19 protein-coding genes and 1 riboswitch are annotated in these 18,386 nt (G+C 25.2%); of the genes, 15 read left to right on the forward strand and 4 right to left on the reverse strand.

Annotation, left to right across the window (positions count from 1 at the left end; genetic code table 11):
* Window positions 1-9 precede the first annotated feature (9 nt).
* The 8 genes from AC4FQW_RS01220 to AC4FQW_RS01255 all read left to right on the forward strand — a co-directional run bounded on the left by AC4FQW_RS01220 (window position 10) and on the right by AC4FQW_RS01255 (window position 7,194).
* A complete protein-coding gene (locus AC4FQW_RS01220) occupies window positions 10-1,515 on the forward strand; it encodes a cobyric acid synthase (protein ID WP_491146840.1) in 1,506 nt (501 codons plus the stop codon).
* A gap of 178 nt (window positions 1,516-1,693) precedes the next feature.
* Entirely contained in the window at window positions 1,694-3,145 is a 1,452-nt protein-coding gene (locus AC4FQW_RS01225; RefSeq protein ID WP_303127562.1) for an aminoacyl-histidine dipeptidase, read from the forward strand.
* A gap of 208 nt (window positions 3,146-3,353) precedes the next feature.
* On the forward strand, window positions 3,354-3,695 hold the full coding sequence (locus tag AC4FQW_RS01230) for a hypothetical protein (protein WP_491146841.1): 342 nt from the start codon (window positions 3,354-3,356) through the stop codon (window positions 3,693-3,695).
* A gap of 77 nt (window positions 3,696-3,772) precedes the next feature.
* The gene (locus tag AC4FQW_RS01235) at window positions 3,773-4,009 is read left to right on the forward strand and encodes a TIGR04540 family protein (protein ID WP_303127557.1); all 237 of its coding nucleotides are present in this window, start codon (window positions 3,773-3,775) and stop codon (window positions 4,007-4,009) included.
* Window positions 4,010-4,171: 162 nt separating this feature from the next.
* Window positions 4,172-4,621 (forward strand): hypothetical protein, encoded by a 450-nt coding sequence (locus tag AC4FQW_RS01240; protein ID WP_303127554.1) that lies wholly within the window; start codon window positions 4,172-4,174, stop codon window positions 4,619-4,621.
* 90 nt (window positions 4,622-4,711) lie between these two features.
* Window positions 4,712-5,194 (forward strand): flavodoxin family protein, encoded by a 483-nt coding sequence (locus AC4FQW_RS01245; protein WP_491146842.1) that lies wholly within the window; start codon window positions 4,712-4,714, stop codon window positions 5,192-5,194.
* A 23-nt stretch (window positions 5,195-5,217) separates the two neighbouring features.
* Window positions 5,218-5,556: a hypothetical protein gene (locus AC4FQW_RS01250; RefSeq protein WP_491146843.1), complete on the forward strand. Its 339-nt coding sequence runs from the start codon at window positions 5,218-5,220 to the stop codon at window positions 5,554-5,556.
* Between the two features lie 49 nt (window positions 5,557-5,605).
* A riboswitch (Lysine riboswitch) is annotated at window positions 5,606-5,777 on the forward strand.
* Window positions 5,778-5,868: 91 nt separating this feature from the next.
* Window positions 5,869-7,194 carry an APC family permease gene (locus AC4FQW_RS01255; protein ID WP_303127547.1) on the forward strand — a complete coding sequence of 442 codons (1,326 nt, stop codon included), beginning with the start codon at window positions 5,869-5,871 and terminating at the stop codon, window positions 7,192-7,194.
* A gap of 495 nt (window positions 7,195-7,689) precedes the next feature.
* Here the strand turns inward: AC4FQW_RS01255 and AC4FQW_RS01260 are convergent, their stop codons facing one another.
* Both AC4FQW_RS01260 and AC4FQW_RS01265 read right to left on the reverse strand, forming a co-directional pair.
* Window positions 7,690-8,151 (reverse strand): threonine/serine exporter family protein, encoded by a 462-nt coding sequence (locus AC4FQW_RS01260; protein ID WP_303127545.1) that lies wholly within the window; start codon window positions 8,149-8,151, stop codon window positions 7,690-7,692.
* A gap of 4 nt (window positions 8,152-8,155) precedes the next feature.
* Complete coding sequence (locus AC4FQW_RS01265) at window positions 8,156-8,920, reverse strand: threonine/serine exporter family protein (protein WP_303127543.1); 765 nt, start codon at window positions 8,918-8,920, stop codon at window positions 8,156-8,158.
* A gap of 185 nt (window positions 8,921-9,105) precedes the next feature.
* Between AC4FQW_RS01265 and glyA the strand changes: the two genes are divergently transcribed.
* The 4 genes from glyA (at window position 9,106) to ymfI (ending at window position 13,087) form a co-directional block, all read left to right on the forward strand.
* Window positions 9,106-10,341, forward strand: a complete 1,236-nt coding sequence (gene glyA, locus AC4FQW_RS01270; RefSeq protein ID WP_491146844.1) for a serine hydroxymethyltransferase — start codon at window positions 9,106-9,108, stop codon at window positions 10,339-10,341.
* Between the two features lie 94 nt (window positions 10,342-10,435).
* Window positions 10,436-11,347, forward strand: coding sequence for a metallophosphoesterase (locus tag AC4FQW_RS01275; RefSeq protein ID WP_491146845.1), 912 nt, complete (start codon window positions 10,436-10,438; stop codon window positions 11,345-11,347).
* Between the two features lie 55 nt (window positions 11,348-11,402).
* A complete protein-coding gene (locus AC4FQW_RS01280; protein ID WP_491146846.1) occupies window positions 11,403-12,344 on the forward strand; it encodes a dipeptidase in 942 nt (313 codons plus the stop codon).
* 5 nt (window positions 12,345-12,349) lie between these two features.
* The gene (gene ymfI, locus AC4FQW_RS01285; RefSeq protein WP_491146847.1) at window positions 12,350-13,087 is read left to right on the forward strand and encodes an elongation factor P 5-aminopentanone reductase; all 738 of its coding nucleotides are present in this window, start codon (window positions 12,350-12,352) and stop codon (window positions 13,085-13,087) included.
* Window positions 13,088-13,090: 3 nt separating this feature from the next.
* On the opposite strand, the gene AC4FQW_RS01290 is transcribed toward ymfI, so the two are convergent.
* Window positions 13,091-14,605, reverse strand: coding sequence for a sensor histidine kinase (locus tag AC4FQW_RS01290; protein WP_491146848.1), 1,515 nt, complete (start codon window positions 14,603-14,605; stop codon window positions 13,091-13,093).
* Window positions 14,605-15,276: a response regulator transcription factor gene (locus tag AC4FQW_RS01295; protein ID WP_491146849.1), complete on the reverse strand. Its 672-nt coding sequence runs from the start codon at window positions 15,274-15,276 to the stop codon at window positions 14,605-14,607. The genes AC4FQW_RS01290 and AC4FQW_RS01295 overlap by 1 nt, the downstream gene beginning before the upstream one ends.
* 145 nt (window positions 15,277-15,421) lie before the next feature.
* Between AC4FQW_RS01295 and AC4FQW_RS01300 the strand changes: the two genes are divergently transcribed.
* From AC4FQW_RS01300 to AC4FQW_RS01310, 3 genes are read left to right on the forward strand one after another with little or no spacing between them, the layout of a single operon-like run.
* Entirely contained in the window at window positions 15,422-16,666 is a 1,245-nt protein-coding gene (locus tag AC4FQW_RS01300) for a M16 family metallopeptidase (protein ID WP_491146850.1), read from the forward strand.
* A gap of 9 nt (window positions 16,667-16,675) precedes the next feature.
* Entirely contained in the window at window positions 16,676-17,314 is a 639-nt protein-coding gene (gene recX, locus AC4FQW_RS01305) for a recombination regulator RecX (RefSeq protein WP_491146851.1), read from the forward strand.
* A gap of 1 nt (window position 17,315) precedes the next feature.
* Window positions 17,316-18,374 (forward strand): transglutaminase-like domain-containing protein, encoded by a 1,059-nt coding sequence (locus tag AC4FQW_RS01310; RefSeq protein WP_491146852.1) that lies wholly within the window; start codon window positions 17,316-17,318, stop codon window positions 18,372-18,374.
* Window positions 18,375-18,386: the final 12 nt, after the last annotated feature.

Consider the following 18,386-nt stretch of genomic DNA (forward strand, 5'->3'; position numbering starts at 1 on the left):
AATGATAAAATGAAAACTAAAGGGATAATGTTTCTTGGAACGGCTTCATCGGTAGGAAAGAGTACTTTAGCAACAGCTGTATGCAGATATTTTACAAATAAAAGTTTAAAGGTTTGCCCTTTCAAGGCTATGAATATATCTTTAAATTCATTTGTTACAAAATCAGGAGATGAAATGGGAAGAGCTCAAGTTGTGCAAGCTGAAGCATGTAATATTGAACCAGAAAGCTTTATGAATCCATTACTTTTAAAGCCAAATGGAGGAAAAACTCAAGTTATAGTAAATGGAAAAGTTAAATTTATAATGGATGCTTATAAATACAAAGAAATAAATAAAGAATTAAAAAAAGAAGTATTAAATACATATAATAACATAAAAAATAATTATGATTTAATGGTTCTTGAAGGTTCAGGTAGTTGTGCAGAGATAAATTTAAAAGATACAGATATAGCTAATATGGAAATGGCAAGAATGGCAGATTTACCTGTTATATTAGTTGCAGATATTGATAGAGGAGGAGTTTTTGCCTCTGTAGTTGGAACTCTTATGCTTTTAGATGAAGAAGATAGAAAAAGAGTTAAAGGTGTAATTATAAATAAATTTAGAGGTAGGGTAGATCTTTTTAAAGGAGCAATGAAAGATTTAGAAAAAATAATAAATATACCTGTCCTTGGAGTTATGCCATATACTAAGTTAAATATTGAAGATGAAGATGGTGTAACAGATAAAACTACTAATAATTATAGTGATAATTATAAAATAGATATTGCAGTTTTGAAGCTTCCACACATGTCCAATTTTACTGATTTTAATAATTTAGAAAGGATTAATTATGTTAATTTAAGATATGTAGATAATGTTTTAGATTTAAATAATCCTCATATGATAATTATTCCAGGAAGTAAAAATAGTATAGAAGATTTAAAGTTTATTAAAGAAAAAGGATTTTTTAATAGGCTAAAAGATTTAAATAAACAAGGAACTATTTTATTTGGAGTATGTGGTGGATATCAAATGCTAGGAGAGGCAATTTTAGATGATATGCAAATAGAAGGAAGCTCTAAGAGAGAAGAAGGTTTTAATTTATTAAATTTTAAGACTAAATTTAGCAGAGAGAAAACTACGATTCAAACAGAAGGAAAAATAAATATTGATAATCCAATTAATGAATACTTTAAAGATTTGAATGTAAATGGATATGAAATTCATAATGGATTTAATGAATATAATGAAAATGTAATTCCATTTATATATGGAGAAAATAATAGAATAGTTGGTTCCATAAATAAAAGTGGTACTGTAATAGGAACATATCTTCATGGTATATTTGATTCTGATGAATTTAATGAAAATCTTATTAAGGTTATTTGCAATAAGAATAATATAAAAGATTTCAATTTAAATGAAGAAGAATCTTATAGAGAATATAAAAATAAAGAATATGATAGAATATCTAGTATTTTAGAAGAAAATATAGATGTAAGTAAGATAGAAAGTATAATAAATAATAATTAACTAGAAAATAAGGAGTACTATTATTATAGTGCTCTTTATTTTATAAAAAAACTATTATTAAAATATAAATTTTATCAAATTTATAATAATATATTGATTATTAATTTAAAAATAATTACAATTTTTTTATAAGTAAAATAAATTTAATAAAATTTGACATTAAGAAGGAGCGATTATTATGTCAGTATGTAAAAATTTAGAGCCAAAAAAAGTATTTAAGTTTTTTGAAGAAATAACTAAAATTCCTCATGGTTCATATAAAGAAAAACAAATAAGTGATTACTTAGTTAATTTTGCAAAAGAAAGAAGCCTTGAGGTAATACAAGATAATGCATTAAATGTAATTATAAAAAAACCTGCAACTAAAGGTTATGAAAATAAGACACCTGTAATAATACAAGGACATATGGATATGGTTTGTGAAAAAGGAGCTAATAGTAAGCATGATTTTGATAAAGACTCTTTAGAATTAAAAGTAGAAGGTGATTTTTTATATGCAAATGATACTACACTAGGTGCAGATGATGGAATAGCAGTTGCATATACACTTGCTATATTAGATTCAGATGATATTAATCATCCTGAAATAGAAGCAGTATTTACTACATCAGAAGAAGTTGGTATGGATGGTGCTATGGCATTAGATACTAGTCTTTTAAAAGGAAAGATATTATTAAATATTGATTCAGAAGAAGAAGGAATATTTTTAACAGCTTGTGCTGGCGGAATAAATACTAAAGTTATATTTGAAGGTGAATTAGAAGAAGCTTATGGAAGGTGTATTAAATTAGAAGTAAATGGTTTACTTGGTGGTCATTCAGGATTAGAAATAATAAAACAAAGAGCTAATGCCAATAAGCTAATAGGAAGAATATTATTTGAATTAAGAAAAGAAGTACCATTTAATTTAGTAAGTATAAATGGTGGAACAAAACATAATGCTATACCACGTAAATGTGAGGTTCTACTTACTTTAAATAATTCAGATGATATTAACAAAGTAAAAGCAATAGTAGAAAATATTGCAAAAGATTTTAAGGTTGAATATAGAATAGCAGATAAAGGATTAAATGTTGAAGTTTATGATTATAATGAAGGTGTAGATAAACAATTTAATTTAAGCACAACTTCTAACTTAATAGATTTCTTAGTTATGTGTCCAAATGGAGTTCAAAATATGAGTGAAGATATAAAAGGATTAGTTCAAACTAGTTTAAATGTTGCAGTTATAGAGACTTTTAAAAATAATATTTCTATAATCACTTCTATAAGAAGTTCAATTAAAAGTTTAAAATATGAAGTATTTAATAAATTATCAGTAATAGCTGAAAGAGCAGGTGCTTCAATAGAAAAGGTCAGTGAATATCCTGAGTGGGAATATGATCCAAACTCAAATATAAGAAAGCTTTGTGAGAAGGTATATAAAGATATGTTCCATAAAGAAGCTGAAATTTCAGCAATTCATGCAGGTCTTGAGTGTGGATTATTTAAAGAAACTATGAAAGATACTGATATGATAAGTTTTGGACCATATATATTTAATGCTCATACTCCAACAGAACATTTAAGTATATCATCAGCTGAAAGAATGTATAAATTCTTAGTAGAACTTTTAAAGGAAATCAATTAAATATATTTTAGGAATATAAATTTATTAATATTTAAAGAGAGTAATTTTAAAGTTTAAATTGCTCTCTTTTTATAATTTAATTATTAAATTTATAATTATATAAAAATAAAAATAGGTTTAAATAAATTTAATTTTTAAAATGATTATAAATAGTATTTAAATAAAAAAATACTCATAGTTATAAGTAATTAATATTTAAGGAGTAACTATGAGAAAAATAAACCTTTTAATAATTAGTTTTTTAATAATTACTTTAAGTATTGTTGGTTGTAGTAAAGAGACTTTTAACAAATTTCAAAGTGAAATATCAAAAGATGAAGCTAAAAATATAGTTTATGAATATGTGAAATTAAACAATAATATTCAAGAAGAAATAATTATTGATAGTATTGATGATATTGAATTAAATGGGAAAAAAGCTTATGGCTTTAATCCAAGGGTTATAATGGATATGCATACATCATCATTAGGATTTTTTTATGTTACAGTAGATGGTAATCTTTATGAAATGGATATTTTAAATCCTAATAATTTAATAAAGATAAAGTAGTTTAAATGTAAGATTGAAATAATAATAAAATATGGTATTATATATTTAAGAAATTTATTAGTACAAAGGAGTAAATTATGAGAGCAGTTTATAGAAATCCTAAGGAATTAGCAACTTGTTTAAAAGACTTAATAGACCAATATTTAGAAGACCTTATTACTTATGAAAAATTAGCACAAAAAGTACTAAGAATAGTAGATGCAAATAAAAATGCTGTTTATAAGGATGGACATATGCCATCAAAATTAGCTAATTTTTTAGGTGAAGATAGAAAAGATATATTAGATAAAATAGTTTATAATGAGCAAAATTAATATATTTATTTAAGAATTTCAGCAAATATTTCAAAAAACATATATTTTAATGTATAATATATAAGTAATTTATTTTAAGTGAATAAGCTAACTTCTTTTACAGTTAGACATATTATAGTATTTATATGCACTTAATAAAAGTATATTTGGAAGAAGGTAGAAATGATGGAAACTATAAAAGTATTTAATAAAAAAATACACTGGGATGGTTTAAATTTAACTTGTGTAATGGAAAGATATTTAGATACTAATAATATAGCTTTAGAGGTATATGATGAGTACGGTGAATTTTATGAGTGTGTTACACTAGATTATAAAGAAAGCTTACCAAAATCAAACAACGCAATCATAAATAATAGAAACGAATGTGAAGGAATATTAAATGCTATAACTTCAGCAAATCTTGCTAAAGTTGTTGGTAGAATAGATGTAAATCTTTTAATGAGAGATTTAGTTGTAGTTAACAGCAGAGAATTTAAAGAAATTGATGAAGAGTTATTTTTAGAATTTGCTAAAAGTACATATAATGATTTAAGCTCATTTATTGCTTCAAAAGAAAAAGAAGAAAATTTAGAAGAAATTGAATCTATTGATGAGATAGAAGAAATTTAATTAAAAAATTTTTAATTTAAAAATAGGTGTAAGATTAATGCTTACACCTATTTTATATAAAACAAAAGATAAAGGTTGGAGGGTAAATTTATGAAAATTTCTATATTATATGATTCAAAAAGTGGGCATACTAAAAGAATTGGAGAAACAATAAAGCTAGGTGCTGAGAGAGTAAGTGAAATTGAAGTAAAATGTATGAATATTAATAACATTGATATAAATTTTTTAAATGAAAGTAAGGCGGTAATATTTGGTACACCAACATATTTAGCTAACACTACTTCTAATATTAAGAATTGGTTAGATAATTCACATAATATTAATTTAGAAGGTAAGATAGGAGCTATGTATGCTACAGCTGATTACATATGGGGAGGAGCAGATACTGCTATTTTAACATTAATGAATCATTTAATTGTAAAAGGAATGCTTTTATATTCTGGAGGGTCAGCACATGGTAAACCTTTTATACATTTAGGTTATGTTAGTGTAAATGGTGTTAATGATGAAGACAAAGAAACACCTATGATATTTGGAGAAAGAATAGCTAAGAAAGTTAAAGAACTATTTTAATTATAATAAAAGGAGAGTTTAATATGAAAGATACAATTAAATTAACAGATGTTGCAAAAGAATTAGGATTGAATATAAAAGTAGTTACATCAGTAAGATCTTTTAATAATTATAATGCATTTTATAATATATTTGATGATGCTGAGGAAGCGTGTAGACGTTTGGTTATATTAACACCTGATAATAATATTGAAGAAGTATATGATGAAAATCCAAGCGAATTAGTTGAAGAAGGTACATATATTGACGGAAATTATTGGATAAAAGATTATAAATTAACTACTAATCCCAATAATATTGATATAGATAGTATAAATATAAAAAAAAGCACTTATATGAATATAAAAAATAATATAAAATAAATTGACATTATTAAAAATTTTGTCTACAATTACATAGTCACTAAAAAATAGGTAAGATAGAGGTTGCAATAATAATCAGTACTTTTAATGAGGTAAGCACGATGATTTTTAAGGAAAGGTATTATTGCCGAAATGTACAATGGAAGCTTTAAAATTGTATGTTGGGTTTACATAAAATATATGTAAAACTGTCACAAGTTTTGTGGAGAGCTATCTTTGTGTTTTGAATTTTAGTTATTCGGGCTCAGAGATTAGAATACTTCTCTGAGCTTTTATTTTACCTTTATAAAGATATACTTTAAGGAGGACTAAATGGAAGAGAGAAATTTAAAAAAGGAAATTAGTCTTTTCATGGCAACTATGCTTGTGTGTGGTAATATGATAGGATCAGGTGTGTTTATGCTTCCAGCAACACTTGCACAGCTTTCAGGACCACTTGCAACAATAATTGCATGGATATTAACATCTGCAGGATCAATACTTATTGCAATGTCATTTGCTAACTTAGGATCTAAATATCCTTCAACTGGAGGGGCATATCAATACACTAAGATTGCTTTTGGAGAATTTGCAGGATTTTTAAGTGCATGGTTATATTGGAATGGTTCATGGATAGGAAATGCAGCAATAATAGTAGCACTTTCAAGTTATAGTGCAGCAGTTATACCAGCTTTAAGAGATCCACTTATCTCTATAATTTATACAAGTGCCATACTTTGGTTCTTTACAATTATAAATATAATTGGAGTAAAAAAAGCAGGAAAGATTCAAACGGTAGCTACAGTATTTAAGATTGCATTTTTTGCTATATTCATAATAGTAGCATTAATTAATTTTGATACTGTAAATATAATGCCATTACTTCCTCAAGGAAAGGGACTTTCTACAATATCACTTGCAGCAACATCAACGCTTTGGGCTTTTGTAGGTCTTGAAAGTGCAACTGTTACAGCTGGGGAAATTAAAAATCCAGAGAAAAATGTAAGAAAGAGTACAATTTATGGAATGATTATAGCATCTGTTATATATATGTTAATAAGTGTAGCTAGTATGGGTGCTATGCCAAATTCAGAACTTGCAAATAGTCAAGCACCTTTAACTGATATATTAACTAGAATATTAGGTAGTTCAATTGGTAAGCCAATTACTATTGCAGTTGTAATATGTATTTTAGGTACAACCATTGGATGGCTTTTATCAACAGCACGTGTAGCTTTTGCGGCAGGAGAAGATGGAGTTTTTCCTAAATTCTTTGGAAAACTTCATCCTAAGTATGGAACTCCAGCAAATGCTTTAATAGTTGGATCAATTTTAGTAAATATACTTTTAATAATGAATTATCAAAAGAGTATGGTATCAGCATTTACATTTATAACAATACTTGCAACACTTTCATTTTTACCAATATATCTTTTAACAGCAGCAGCAGAAATAATGCTTATGTTTAAAGGAACAAAAGAATTTAATTTTGGAATTTTCATAAAAAAAGCTATAGTTCCATTATTAGCATTTATATATTCAATTTGGACAATATATGGTTCAGGTGCAGAAACTGTAATGTGGGGATTTATATTAATGCTTATAGGCGTTCCTTTTTATATATATAATTATCATAAAAATAAAGTTGAAATTAATTAATTAAAAACTAGCCTTTAAATTTAAAGGCTAGTTTTTTAGTTTATAAATAAATTAATAGTTATCAAATAAATATTTAATTAATACAAAAATATTTATTTGAATATATAAAATTAGAATTTTATAATTATAAGATAATTAAAGGTAAAAAAAGATAATATAAATAATATGAAGGATTTTATATTATAAAAAGAATTATTATGAAAGATATCTTTATAAGTGGTTGTATTATATTTAAAGATAATACAAATTTTATTAAATAAGCTATTGAAAGTACTAAAGGTATTCTAGATGAAATAATAATTTCAAATATATAAAATAAAGAAGAAGTAAAAAAGTTATAAAAACAATATTATATTGTAATTATGAATAATAAATTTGAAGGAAATTATTCATAATTAATAAATGAAATTATAAAAAGCTAATAGTAAAGTATATATTTGTTTTATATAGTGAGTAATTTTATTAATATTAAAATAAAAAGTGAAAGATTGAGAATTAAATTTTCTCAATCTTTTTTTTATATCTTTTATTTTTAACTAAATAATACTGTCTAGTAATTGTAGAGACAAATATAACTCCAAGAGCTAAAGCTCCTGCACTTGATAAAGTATTTAATCCTAATTCTATTGAATGGATGATATTTCCAGTTACAGCTTCATACATTGTATAATACATTCCAGATCCAGGAACTAAAGGGATTAATGCACAAACTACTAATGTTGTAACAGGAGTTTTTAATTTTCTAGCTAGTATTTCAGAATAAATACTAAAAATAACAGCAGATATAAAAAAAGATGTGGTTTGAGAAAAGTGAATTTTTAAGCATAAACTATAAACAAACCAACTTATTCCACCGCCTATACCAGCAAAAATTAGATTTTTACCATGAATATTAAATATTACAGCAAAACCAATAGTAGCAATAAAAGAACAAAGTGTTTGAATAAATATAGTCATATTATTATATACCTCCTAATATCTTAAGCCAGAAACTTATTACGCCACCTGTACCAACAGCAATTGCAATAGCAACTAAAAAAGCTTCACTAGCTTTTATAATTCCACCTAAATAATCTCCAGCTATTGTATCTCTTATTGCATTTGTAATAGCAAGTCCTGGAACTAGTATCATTATTGCACCTATTATAGTTTCATCAATATTATCTATAAATCCTAAGTGTAAAAATAATATTGCAAAAGCGGCAGAAGCTGCAGCACAAATAGTATTTATAAAAAAGTCGTTAATTGACATTTTAGTGAATATCATTGAAAGATATTTAATAAATGCACCTATAAAAAAAGATGCAATTAAGTCTTTTAAGTTTCCACCAAAAAGTATTGAAAAAAATCCTGCTGCTATACCAGAAAAAAATAAAGTTGATAATAAAGAATATCTTTCAGTATTATCTATATCTTTTAATTCAGCTTCAATTTTATCAAGAGGAGGTTTAGTACTTGCAATTCTTCTTGATAAGTCATTTATTCTTTCGATTTTATGTAAATCTACTCCTCGTATAGTTACTCTTTTTACTATAGAGTAAGTTTGATTTTTATAGCAAATAGACACCATTATTCCAGTAGGAGTAACAAAGCTATTAGCTTCATCAATTTCATAGGATTGACAAATTCTACAAATAGTTTCTTCAACTCTATATATTTCAGCACCACTTTGAAGCATAACAATACCTGCATATGTAGATAGATGAAGCAATTTATTTACGTTCAATATAATCACTCCTTGTGTAAATTTATAAATAAATTATAGCATAAATATATAAAATAAATATTGTATATATAATTAATAAAATGTGATATTTATTATATATACGTATAAATTTATTAAAAATATGTTGAAAAAATTAAAGAAGAACCGTATAATCTAATAAAAATAAATAAAATTGGGGTGTTATAATGAACTTTGAAAAAATTAAAGAAGAAGATAATGATATTTATGAATTAATAATGGAAGAAGTTGAAAGGCAGGAAGAAGGAATAGAACTTATTGCATCAGAAAATTTTACAAGTGAAGCAGTAATGGAAGCTATGGGATCATATCTTACTAACAAATATGCCGAGGGTTATCCAGACAAAAGATATTATGGAGGCTGTCATATAGTTGATAAAGTAGAAGATATAGCAAGAGATAGGGCTAAAAAATTATTTAATGCAGAGCATGCTAATGTTCAACCTCATTCAGGCTCACAAGCTAATATGGCTGTGTATTTTTCAGTACTTAAGCCAGGAGATACTGTTTTAGGAATGGATCTAAGTCATGGAGGGCATTTAACTCATGGTTCACCTGTAAATTTTTCAGGAAGATTATTTAACTTTATATCATATGGAGTAGATAAAGAAACAGAAGTAATTGATTATGAAAATGTAAGACAAATAGCATTAGAGAATAAACCAAAACTTATAGTTGCTGGAGCTAGTGCTTATTCAAGAGAAATAGATTTTAAAAAGTTTAGAGAGATTTGTGATGAAGTTGGGGCATATTTTATGGTTGATATGGCACATATAGCAGGGCTTGTTGCAGCAGGACTACATATGTCACCTGTACCTTATGCTGATTTTGTTACATCAACTACGCATAAAACTTTAAGAGGACCAAGGGGAGGTCTTATACTTTGTAAAGAAAAATATGCTAAAGAATTAGATAAAAATATATTCCCAGGAATGCAAGGTGGACCTTTAATGCATATAATAGCAGCAAAAGCTGTATGCTTTAAAGAAGCTTTAGAACCTAGTTTTAAAGAGTATATAGAGCAAGTAGTTAAAAATTGTAATGTATTAGCAGAAGAACTTGTTAAATATGGTTTCAAATTAGTATCAGGAGGAACAGATAATCATTTAATATTAGTTGATTTAACTAATAAAGATTTAACAGGTAAAGATGCTGAAAAACTTTTAGATTCAATAGGAGTAACTTTAAATAAAAATACAGTTCCGAATGAAACAAGAAGTCCTTTTGTAACATCAGGAGTTAGAATAGGAACTGCTGCTGTAACTACAAGAGGATATAAAGAAGAAGATATTAAAGAAATAGCATCAATTATAAATGATGCTATAAATAAAAAAGTTTATGGTGATGAAGAATTAATTAATAGAGTTAAGAAATTAAGCTCTAAACATAGAATGTATATTTAATAAAAATTAAGCGAGTAGATTTTTCTACTCGCTTAATTTTTTAGGAAACACTGATAATATAATATATTATAAAATAATTTAAGTAGGATGTATTATGGGAAAGAGGGACTTAAAAAGAATATTAAAAAAATGCGAAACTTTAGATATTAGTATAAATTCTAAAATAGTTTTTATTAGTGATGTTCATAGAGGGGATGCTGGAACATCAGATTCTCTAGTAGGAAATAAAAATATATATTTAGCGGCTATAAATTATTATTATAAAGAAGGATATACATTAATTGAAGTTGGAGATGGAGATGAGCTTTGGAAAAATAAAGATTGCAAAGATATAGCATATAATTATAAAGATGTATTTAGCATATATAATAGATTTAACAGTGATAATAGACTTTATATGATATATGGAAATCATGATAAAATTAAAAGTAAAAAAGATTTTAAAGAACAGCAAAGAAAAAAATTTCAAAAAATTGGAGGGGATTTTGGAGAAGATTTTATTAATCTTATATCCAAAACTAAGTTTTATGAAGGATTAGTAATAAATTTTAAGCCTTATAATAAAAAAGGATTAGTAGTTCATGGACATCAACTTGATATTATGAATAATGAATTAGCTTTTTTTAGTAGATTTTTAGTAAGATATTTTTGGAGAGTTATGGAAGGATTTTTTGGTTTTAAAGCTCCTAATAGTCCAGCAAGCAGTTATAAAAAAGGAAATAAAATAGATAAAGACCTAAATGATTGGGCAAGTGAAAATAAAATAATACTTATATGTGGACATACTCATAGAGTGAGATTTCCTAAGGTTGGAGAAGGAACTTATTTTAATGATGGTTCTTGTGTACTTCCACATAGTATAACATCAATAGAAATAAATAAAGGGCTTATAGCTTTAGTTAAATGGAATATAGATATTGGGAAAAATAACAATCTTTATATAAAAAGAAGTTTTCTAGAAGGACCTGAAAGGTTAGATAGTTATTTAAATTTTGTTAATAACTAAAAGTTATAATATAATTATTAGTAATAAAGTTTATCTGTGATTGGGGGAATAGCTTATGAAATATATAGATTTACATTGCGATACTGCATATAGAATGTTAAATGAAAATCTAGAACTTAAAGATAGTATATGTAAAGTAACATTAGATAAATTAAAAAAAGGTGAGGCACTTTCACAAATATTTGCGTTTTTTATAGATTTAGAAGAAATAAAAAGAAGTCCTTTTGAGGAATTTCATAAAATGTATAATAATTTTATGAAAGAAATAAATAAAAACAAGGATAAAATAGAAGTAATAAAAGATATAAAAAGATTAGATTCTATAGAAAATGATTCAAAGATAGGTGCAATTCTATCAATAGAAGAGGGAGAAGTTTTAGAAGGGGATATAAATAATGTGTCTAAAGTTTCAGATCTCGGAATCAAAATAATAACATTAACTTGGAATTATGAAAACACTATTGGATATCCAAACTACAATTTTAAATTTAAAGATAAAGGTCTTAAAGATAAAGGAATAGAAATAGTAAAGGAAATGGAAAAGTATAATATAATTCCAGATGCATCACATTTGTCAGATGGTGGATTTTATGATCTTTTAAGAATTTGTAAAAAGCCATTTATAGCAACTCACTCTAATGCAAGAGAAATTAAAAATCATCCTAGAAATTTAACTGATAATATGATTAAAAAATTATCAGAAAAAGGTGGAGTTATGGGACTAAACTTCTGTAGTGATTTTGTAGGAGAAAGCAAAATAACAAAGATAGATGACTTAGTAAAACATGCAACACATATAAAAAATGTTGGAGGAATAGATGTATTATCTTTAGGAAGTGATTTTGATGGAATAGAAAATGAAGTAGAGATTAAAGATACTAGTGAAATGAACAAGCTTTATTATGCTCTTAAAAAAGAAAGGTTTACTGATGATGAAATAGAAAAGATATTTTATAAGAACATAATAAGAGTATTAAAAGAATGTAATAAGGAGTAAATTAAATGAAATTATTGGGAAAGGTTGCAATAGTAACAGGAGCTTCAAGAGGTATTGGGAGAGATATTGCAATAGAACTTGCAAAAAATGGAGCAAGTGTTGTTATAAATTATTCAAAAGATGAAGATGGAGCTTGTGACACATTAAATATAATAAAAAGTAATGGTAATTTCGCAATAAAAATTAAGGCTGATGTTGGAGATTACGAAGATTCAAAAAAATTAGTTGATGAAACAGTTAAGACTTTTGGAAGATTAGATATTATAGTAAATAATGCGGGAAGAAGCAATATAGGGTTATTTATGGATTCAACTAAAGAGGACATAGATAATCTTATTAGAACTAATCTTTTAGGAGCTATGTATATATCAAAGCATGGACTTAAGTATATGCTTAATAATGGGGGAAGTATAATAAATATTTCATCTATGTGGGGAGATGTAGGGGCTTCTTGTGAAGTTATATATTCTACATCAAAAGGTGGAATTAATTTATTTACTAGGGCTTTAGCAAAAGAAATGGCGCCATCTAATATAAGAGTAAATGCTATAGCTCCAGGAGTTATAAATACAAGTATGAATACTTTTTTAACTAATGAAGATAAGGAAGAACTAGAAAATGAAATACCAATGGGAAGATTTGGAGAAGGAAATGAAGTTGCAAAGTGTGTTTTATTTTTATGCTCTGAAGATTCATCATATATAACAGGACAAGTAATTAGAATAGATGGAGGAATGATTTAAAAATCATTCCTCCATTTCAATTTGTTCAGCTTTTTTTAGTGTAAATTCAAACAAAACTCCAAGTTTAACATTTTTAATACTATATTTTGAATTATGAAGATCTAATATATTTTTTACTATAGCAAGACCAAGTCCAGTACTATTATCTTTTCTATTTCTTGATTTATCTACTCTAAAAAATTTATCAAATAAATTTATATTTTCTCCTTCTGGTATTGATGAACCTGTATTTAATACAGAAATTTTAAAGTTATTTTCATCAAAGTCCTCTATAGATACATATATTGAATTATTTTCACTTGTATATTTTATAGCGTTGGTAATAATATTAGTTAAAACTTGTTCCATTTGAAAAATATCAGCTTTAACATATGAATAATCAGTTTTAGGATTGAATTCTATAGAAAGTCCATTTTCTATACATTCATGTTTAAGTGTTTTTACAACTTTATTAATAAGTCTATTTATATTAAATATTTCAAAATTAGATTTTATAACTCCTGATTCAAGTTTTGAAAGCTCTAGCATATTAGCAACTAATTTTCCCATTTTTTTAGATTCATCTATTATTGTTTCAAGATAAAGTTTTAAATCATCACCAGTAACAATACCATCTTTAATACCTTCTGCATATCCTTCTATTATACCTATAGGCGTTTTTAATTCATGGCTTACATTAGCAACAAAGTCTTTTCTCATAATATCTAATTGTCTTTCTTTTTCAATATCTTTTTCAAGTTTTTTATTTTGCATTTTTAAATCATTTAATGATTTTTGTAAATTTTCAGATAAGAAATTTAGTGTTTTTCCTAAATTACCAATTTCGTCATCACTTATATTAGTACACTTTTCAGAAAAATCCATATTAGATAATTTTGTAGCTACATGATTAATCTTTTTTAATGGATTAGTAACTAATTTTGCAAAAATTAATGAAATAATTAAAGCAATAAACATTATTCCTATAAATACATAAATATAAAATTCACTTATAACATTTCCAGCTTCTATTATTGGTTGAATTGATGATACAGCAAGCACTATAGAGTCATGCTTATAATTTAAAGACATTGATGAGGCAACGCCTATGTTTTTAATTTGACTATTATCAGTTGAAAATATAGTTGATATTGGTTTATTACTTGCTAGAAGTTTAAATAAAATATCTTTGTTATTTATCAAAGTAGAACAAAAATCACTAAGTATTTTTATATCATCTTTATCATTTTCTAAATTATTAGATATATATCTTAAGCTTCCATCTACTGAAAATATTGCGATTTTTGCATTGTTTGTATTTTCAAAGTTTTTTAGTGCTTTATAAAGGCCTGGCAAATTATTTAATTGAAAAGAATTTGCCTTAGAAAAGTTTTCAATTTCGTAAGTTAAATCTTTGATTTTTTTTTGCTCATAAAAGTCTTCAAATATAAAGGTTTGAAAAATTAAACTTAAAGCCATAAAAGAAACTAAAAATGAAGCTGTTATTATAAATAATTTTTTTGATAAAGTTTCTTTCATTACTTTACCTCAAACTTATATCCACTACCACGAACTGTAACTATATAATTTGCTTTATCTAAAAGTTTTTCACGAAGCCTTTTTATATTTGTATCAACAGTACGTATATCTCCATAGTAATCTATTCCCCATACGTTATCTAAAATTGTGTCTCTAGAAAGTGCAATTCCTTCATTAGATATTAAATATAATAATAGTTCATATTCTTTTGGAGATAGGGATATTTCAGTTTCATTTACTTTAACTTCATGAGACATTTTATTTATAGTAAGTCCATTAAAATCTTGTGAACTAGAGTCTATATCTGTTCTAGTTCTTTTTAATAAAGCCTTACTTTTTGCAACTAATACTTTAGGGCTAAATGGTTTTGTCATATAATCATCAGCACCAACTTCATAACCTTGCAACTTATCATCTTCTTCACTTTTAGCTGTAAGAAGTATAACAGGAACTGATGATACAAAACGGATTTTCTTTAAAAAAGATATTCCATCCATTTTAGGCATCATTATATCTAAAATTATTAAATCAATTTTTTCTTTAGAAAATACTTCAATACCTTTTTCACCATCTTCAGCTTCGTATACATTAAAATTTTCATTTATGAAATAATCTCTAATTAAAAATCTAATTCTTATTTCGTCCTCTACAATAAGTATTGATTTTTTCATAATATTAACCCTCCATTTTATTTAACCTAATTACATTATATACAAATATAAAAATATTTGAAGGGTTTCACAAGGTTTATGTTGTATTATTTATGAAAACATATTATATTAAAGGTTGTAATTAAATTACAAATAGGAGATGGATATGATTAAATTAAATTTCGATATAAATAAAAAAGTATTAGAAAACGGATTAAAAGTAATAACAGTAAAAAAAGATACAAAGATAGCATCAATAAATATTGGAGTAAATATTGGGGCAATGTATGAAAGAATGGATGAAAAAGGAATAAGTCATTTTATAGAACATATGTTGTTTAAAGGTACAAGCTCTAGATCAAATGAAGAATTAAATGAAGAATTAGAGTATTTAGGAGGAGAATATAATGCATATACTGACTATGCATCAACAGTATACACTATAAGTTGCTTAGAAGATGAAATTAAAGATGCTACTATTTTACTTGGTGATATGATTATAAATTCAAATTTTCCAGAAGATGAAATAGAAAAAGAAAGAAGTGTAATACTTGCTGAAATAAGAACTAGCAAAGATGATATAGAGGATTTAAGCTTTAAAAAAACAAGTGAAGTAGCATTTGATAAAAGTTATTTAAAATTTGATGTTATAGGTTTCGAAGAAAATGTAAATAGATTTAATAGGGAAGATTTATATAAATATTATAAAGAAAATTATAGACCTAATAATTCTGTTATTGTAATGGTATCTTCTTTTGAACATAATGAAGCATTAAATATAATAAAAGAATCCTTTTCTAATTGGAAAATGAAAGAAACTAGAAAAAAAGAAGTAATATCAGAAAAAAATAAAAATGAAGAAGTTACAAGTTATAAAAACGAAATTGAACAAAGTACAATAGTATACTTATATACTTTTGATAACCTTAAAAAAGATGATGAACTTCCACTTAGAATATTAAATCATAGACTTGGAGAAAGTGCTAACTCACTGCTTTTTAGAGAGGTTAGAGAAAATAGAGGATTAGCTTATGATATATTTACACATTTAGATATAAATAAAGATTATAAATCATTATATATATATACTTCAGTAGGTGATGAAGATGTAGAAGAAGCAAAAGAAGCTATAGATGGTGTTATATCTTCAATATTAAATAACAAAATAAAGTTTACAGATAGAGATTTAAATATTATGAAAAAGGTTCATAAAACAGCAGTTATAAGTACACTTGAAGATTCAGCAGATCTTTGTAATTATATCCTTCATCAAGAACTTGAAAATGAAAATTTACTAGAATTTGTTGATGATATGGATAGAATAAATAATATAGAAAAGAATGAAATTTATGAGGTTTCCAAAAAAGTTCTTAAAAATCCAACAATTCATATTTTAAGAAGAGAGAAATAAGGTGAAATTTTGAGCAAGATAACAAAAATAGAACAGTGTAAAAGAAATAAAGAGAGAGTAAATATTTATATAGATGAAGAATTTGCTTTTGCAATATATATGGAACTTGTATATAGATTTAATCTTAAGGTAAATGAAGAAGTAGATAAAGAAAAACTTATAGAAATTGCAAAGGTTGAAAATTTATCTAAATGTAAAGATAGTGCTTTAAAAACTATAGAAAGAAGTTATAAAACAGAGAAAGAGATTAGAGATAAACTTTTAAATAAAGAATTCGATGAAGAAACTGTTGAAAAAACAATAAATTTTTTAAAAGAGTACACTTTTATTGATGATTTAAAGTTTACTAAGATGTATGTTAAAGATAGAATAAGAACTCAAGGAAGAAATAAAATTAAATATGCATTAATACAAAAAGGTGTTAATAAATATTTAGTAGATGAAGTATTAGAAGAGTTAGATAGAAATGATGAAGAAGAGAGAGCACTTTTAATATGCGAAAAAAAATATTTATCAATATGTAAAAGAGAGGAGGATGATTTCAAAATAAAAAATAAGCTTATAAGATATATGTTAGGAAGAGGATATGAATATGAAGTAGCACGAAATGTTGTGTCTAAAATTTATTTACAATACAAGGGAGAATAATATGAATTTTACTCTACCTGAATTAGTTATTTTTACTATAATTTTTATGATTACATTAAAAAGTATAAAGGATTCATTTTTAAATAAAAGTCTTTTTTATGTGAAAAATTCTATAATAGGAAGTTCATCAAGTATTTTAAGCTTTTTTATAATATTTTATTTTTATAATTATTTTTACGAGAGAGTAAGTATAATTTTATCTAATATTTATAGTGGGAAAAGTTTGTTAGTATTATTTAGATTAATAGGATTTATAATAATATTTTGGACTATAAAGTGTATTATATATTTTATATTAAATTTTATAGATAGAATGTTTTTTAATTTTGAATTTAATGGAAATTCAAATTCTCAAAAAGCATTACTTATAACATTAAGTTCCTTTCTTGGTATTTTAAGAGGTTTTTTAATAGTTATAAGCCTTTTAATAGGAATAATCTTTTATAATGGATTAGTTGATAAAAAATTTGAAATAAATTTTTTTGATAAACTAAATATTTATAGTAAAATAGCATCTTCTATTGATAATAAAACTGTAGATAAAATAAAAAATGGATTATTTGAAGATAATTCATTAAAAACAATAATTTATTATAATGGTGTAACTTTAGATGAGGGGATAGAATCTAACAATTTTATAGATAGTAAGGCTATAAAAATAACAAAAGGCTTAAAAACAGATAGAGAAAAGGCCAAAGAGCTTTATAAATGGATTGGAAGTAATATAAAGTATGATTTTGGAAAGGCAGAAAATATTCAAAATAGTAGTTTAAATAGTAGTGGAGCTATAGTTGCCTTTAATGAAAGGAAAGGAATATGTTTTGATTATGCATGTCTTTTTGTAGCGATGTGTAGGGCTAATAATATAAGGGTTAGAATGATAATTGGTAAAGCTTATAATGGACATGAATACATAAATCATGCATGGAATCAAGTATATTTAAGTAATGAAGGAAAGTGGATTAATGTAGATCCAACATTTTATTCAGCAGGAAATTACTTTGATAATAAATATTTTAATAATGATCATAAAAGTAAGAGCATTGCTGGAGAGTGGTAAAGTTAGAAGGAG

Source organism: Clostridium sp. TJA085, from assembly GCF_058310235.1.

Bases quoted from the DNA above. Each gene is read 5' to 3' on its own strand.
- AC4FQW_RS01230 (WP_491146841.1), top strand. From the start codon at position 3,354: ATGAGAAAAATAAACCTTTTAATAATTAGTTTTTTAATAATTACTTTA.
- AC4FQW_RS01220 (WP_491146840.1), top strand. From the start codon at position 10: ATGAAAACTAAAGGGATAATGTTTCTTGGAACGGCTTCATCGGTAGGA.
- ymfI (WP_491146847.1), top strand. From the start codon at position 12,350: ATGAAATTATTGGGAAAGGTTGCAATAGTAACAGGAGCTTCAAGAGGT.
- AC4FQW_RS01295 (WP_491146849.1), bottom strand. From the start codon at position 15,276: ATGAAAAAATCAATACTTATTGTAGAGGACGAAATAAGAATTAGATTT.
- AC4FQW_RS01290 (WP_491146848.1), bottom strand. From the start codon at position 14,605: ATGAAAGAAACTTTATCAAAAAAATTATTTATAATAACAGCTTCATTT.
- AC4FQW_RS01245 (WP_491146842.1), top strand. From the start codon at position 4,712: ATGAAAATTTCTATATTATATGATTCAAAAAGTGGGCATACTAAAAGA.
- AC4FQW_RS01300 (WP_491146850.1), top strand. From the start codon at position 15,422: ATGATTAAATTAAATTTCGATATAAATAAAAAAGTATTAGAAAACGGA.
- AC4FQW_RS01310 (WP_491146852.1), top strand. From the start codon at position 17,316: ATGAATTTTACTCTACCTGAATTAGTTATTTTTACTATAATTTTTATG.
- AC4FQW_RS01255 (WP_303127547.1), top strand. From the start codon at position 5,869: ATGGAAGAGAGAAATTTAAAAAAGGAAATTAGTCTTTTCATGGCAACT.
- AC4FQW_RS01240 (WP_303127554.1), top strand. From the start codon at position 4,172: ATGATGGAAACTATAAAAGTATTTAATAAAAAAATACACTGGGATGGT.
- AC4FQW_RS01260 (WP_303127545.1), bottom strand. From the start codon at position 8,151: ATGACTATATTTATTCAAACACTTTGTTCTTTTATTGCTACTATTGGT.
- glyA (WP_491146844.1), top strand. From the start codon at position 9,106: ATGAACTTTGAAAAAATTAAAGAAGAAGATAATGATATTTATGAATTA.
- AC4FQW_RS01225 (WP_303127562.1), top strand. From the start codon at position 1,694: ATGTCAGTATGTAAAAATTTAGAGCCAAAAAAAGTATTTAAGTTTTTT.
- AC4FQW_RS01280 (WP_491146846.1), top strand. From the start codon at position 11,403: ATGAAATATATAGATTTACATTGCGATACTGCATATAGAATGTTAAAT.
- AC4FQW_RS01275 (WP_491146845.1), top strand. From the start codon at position 10,436: ATGGGAAAGAGGGACTTAAAAAGAATATTAAAAAAATGCGAAACTTTA.
- AC4FQW_RS01235 (WP_303127557.1), top strand. From the start codon at position 3,773: ATGAGAGCAGTTTATAGAAATCCTAAGGAATTAGCAACTTGTTTAAAA.
- AC4FQW_RS01250 (WP_491146843.1), top strand. From the start codon at position 5,218: ATGAAAGATACAATTAAATTAACAGATGTTGCAAAAGAATTAGGATTG.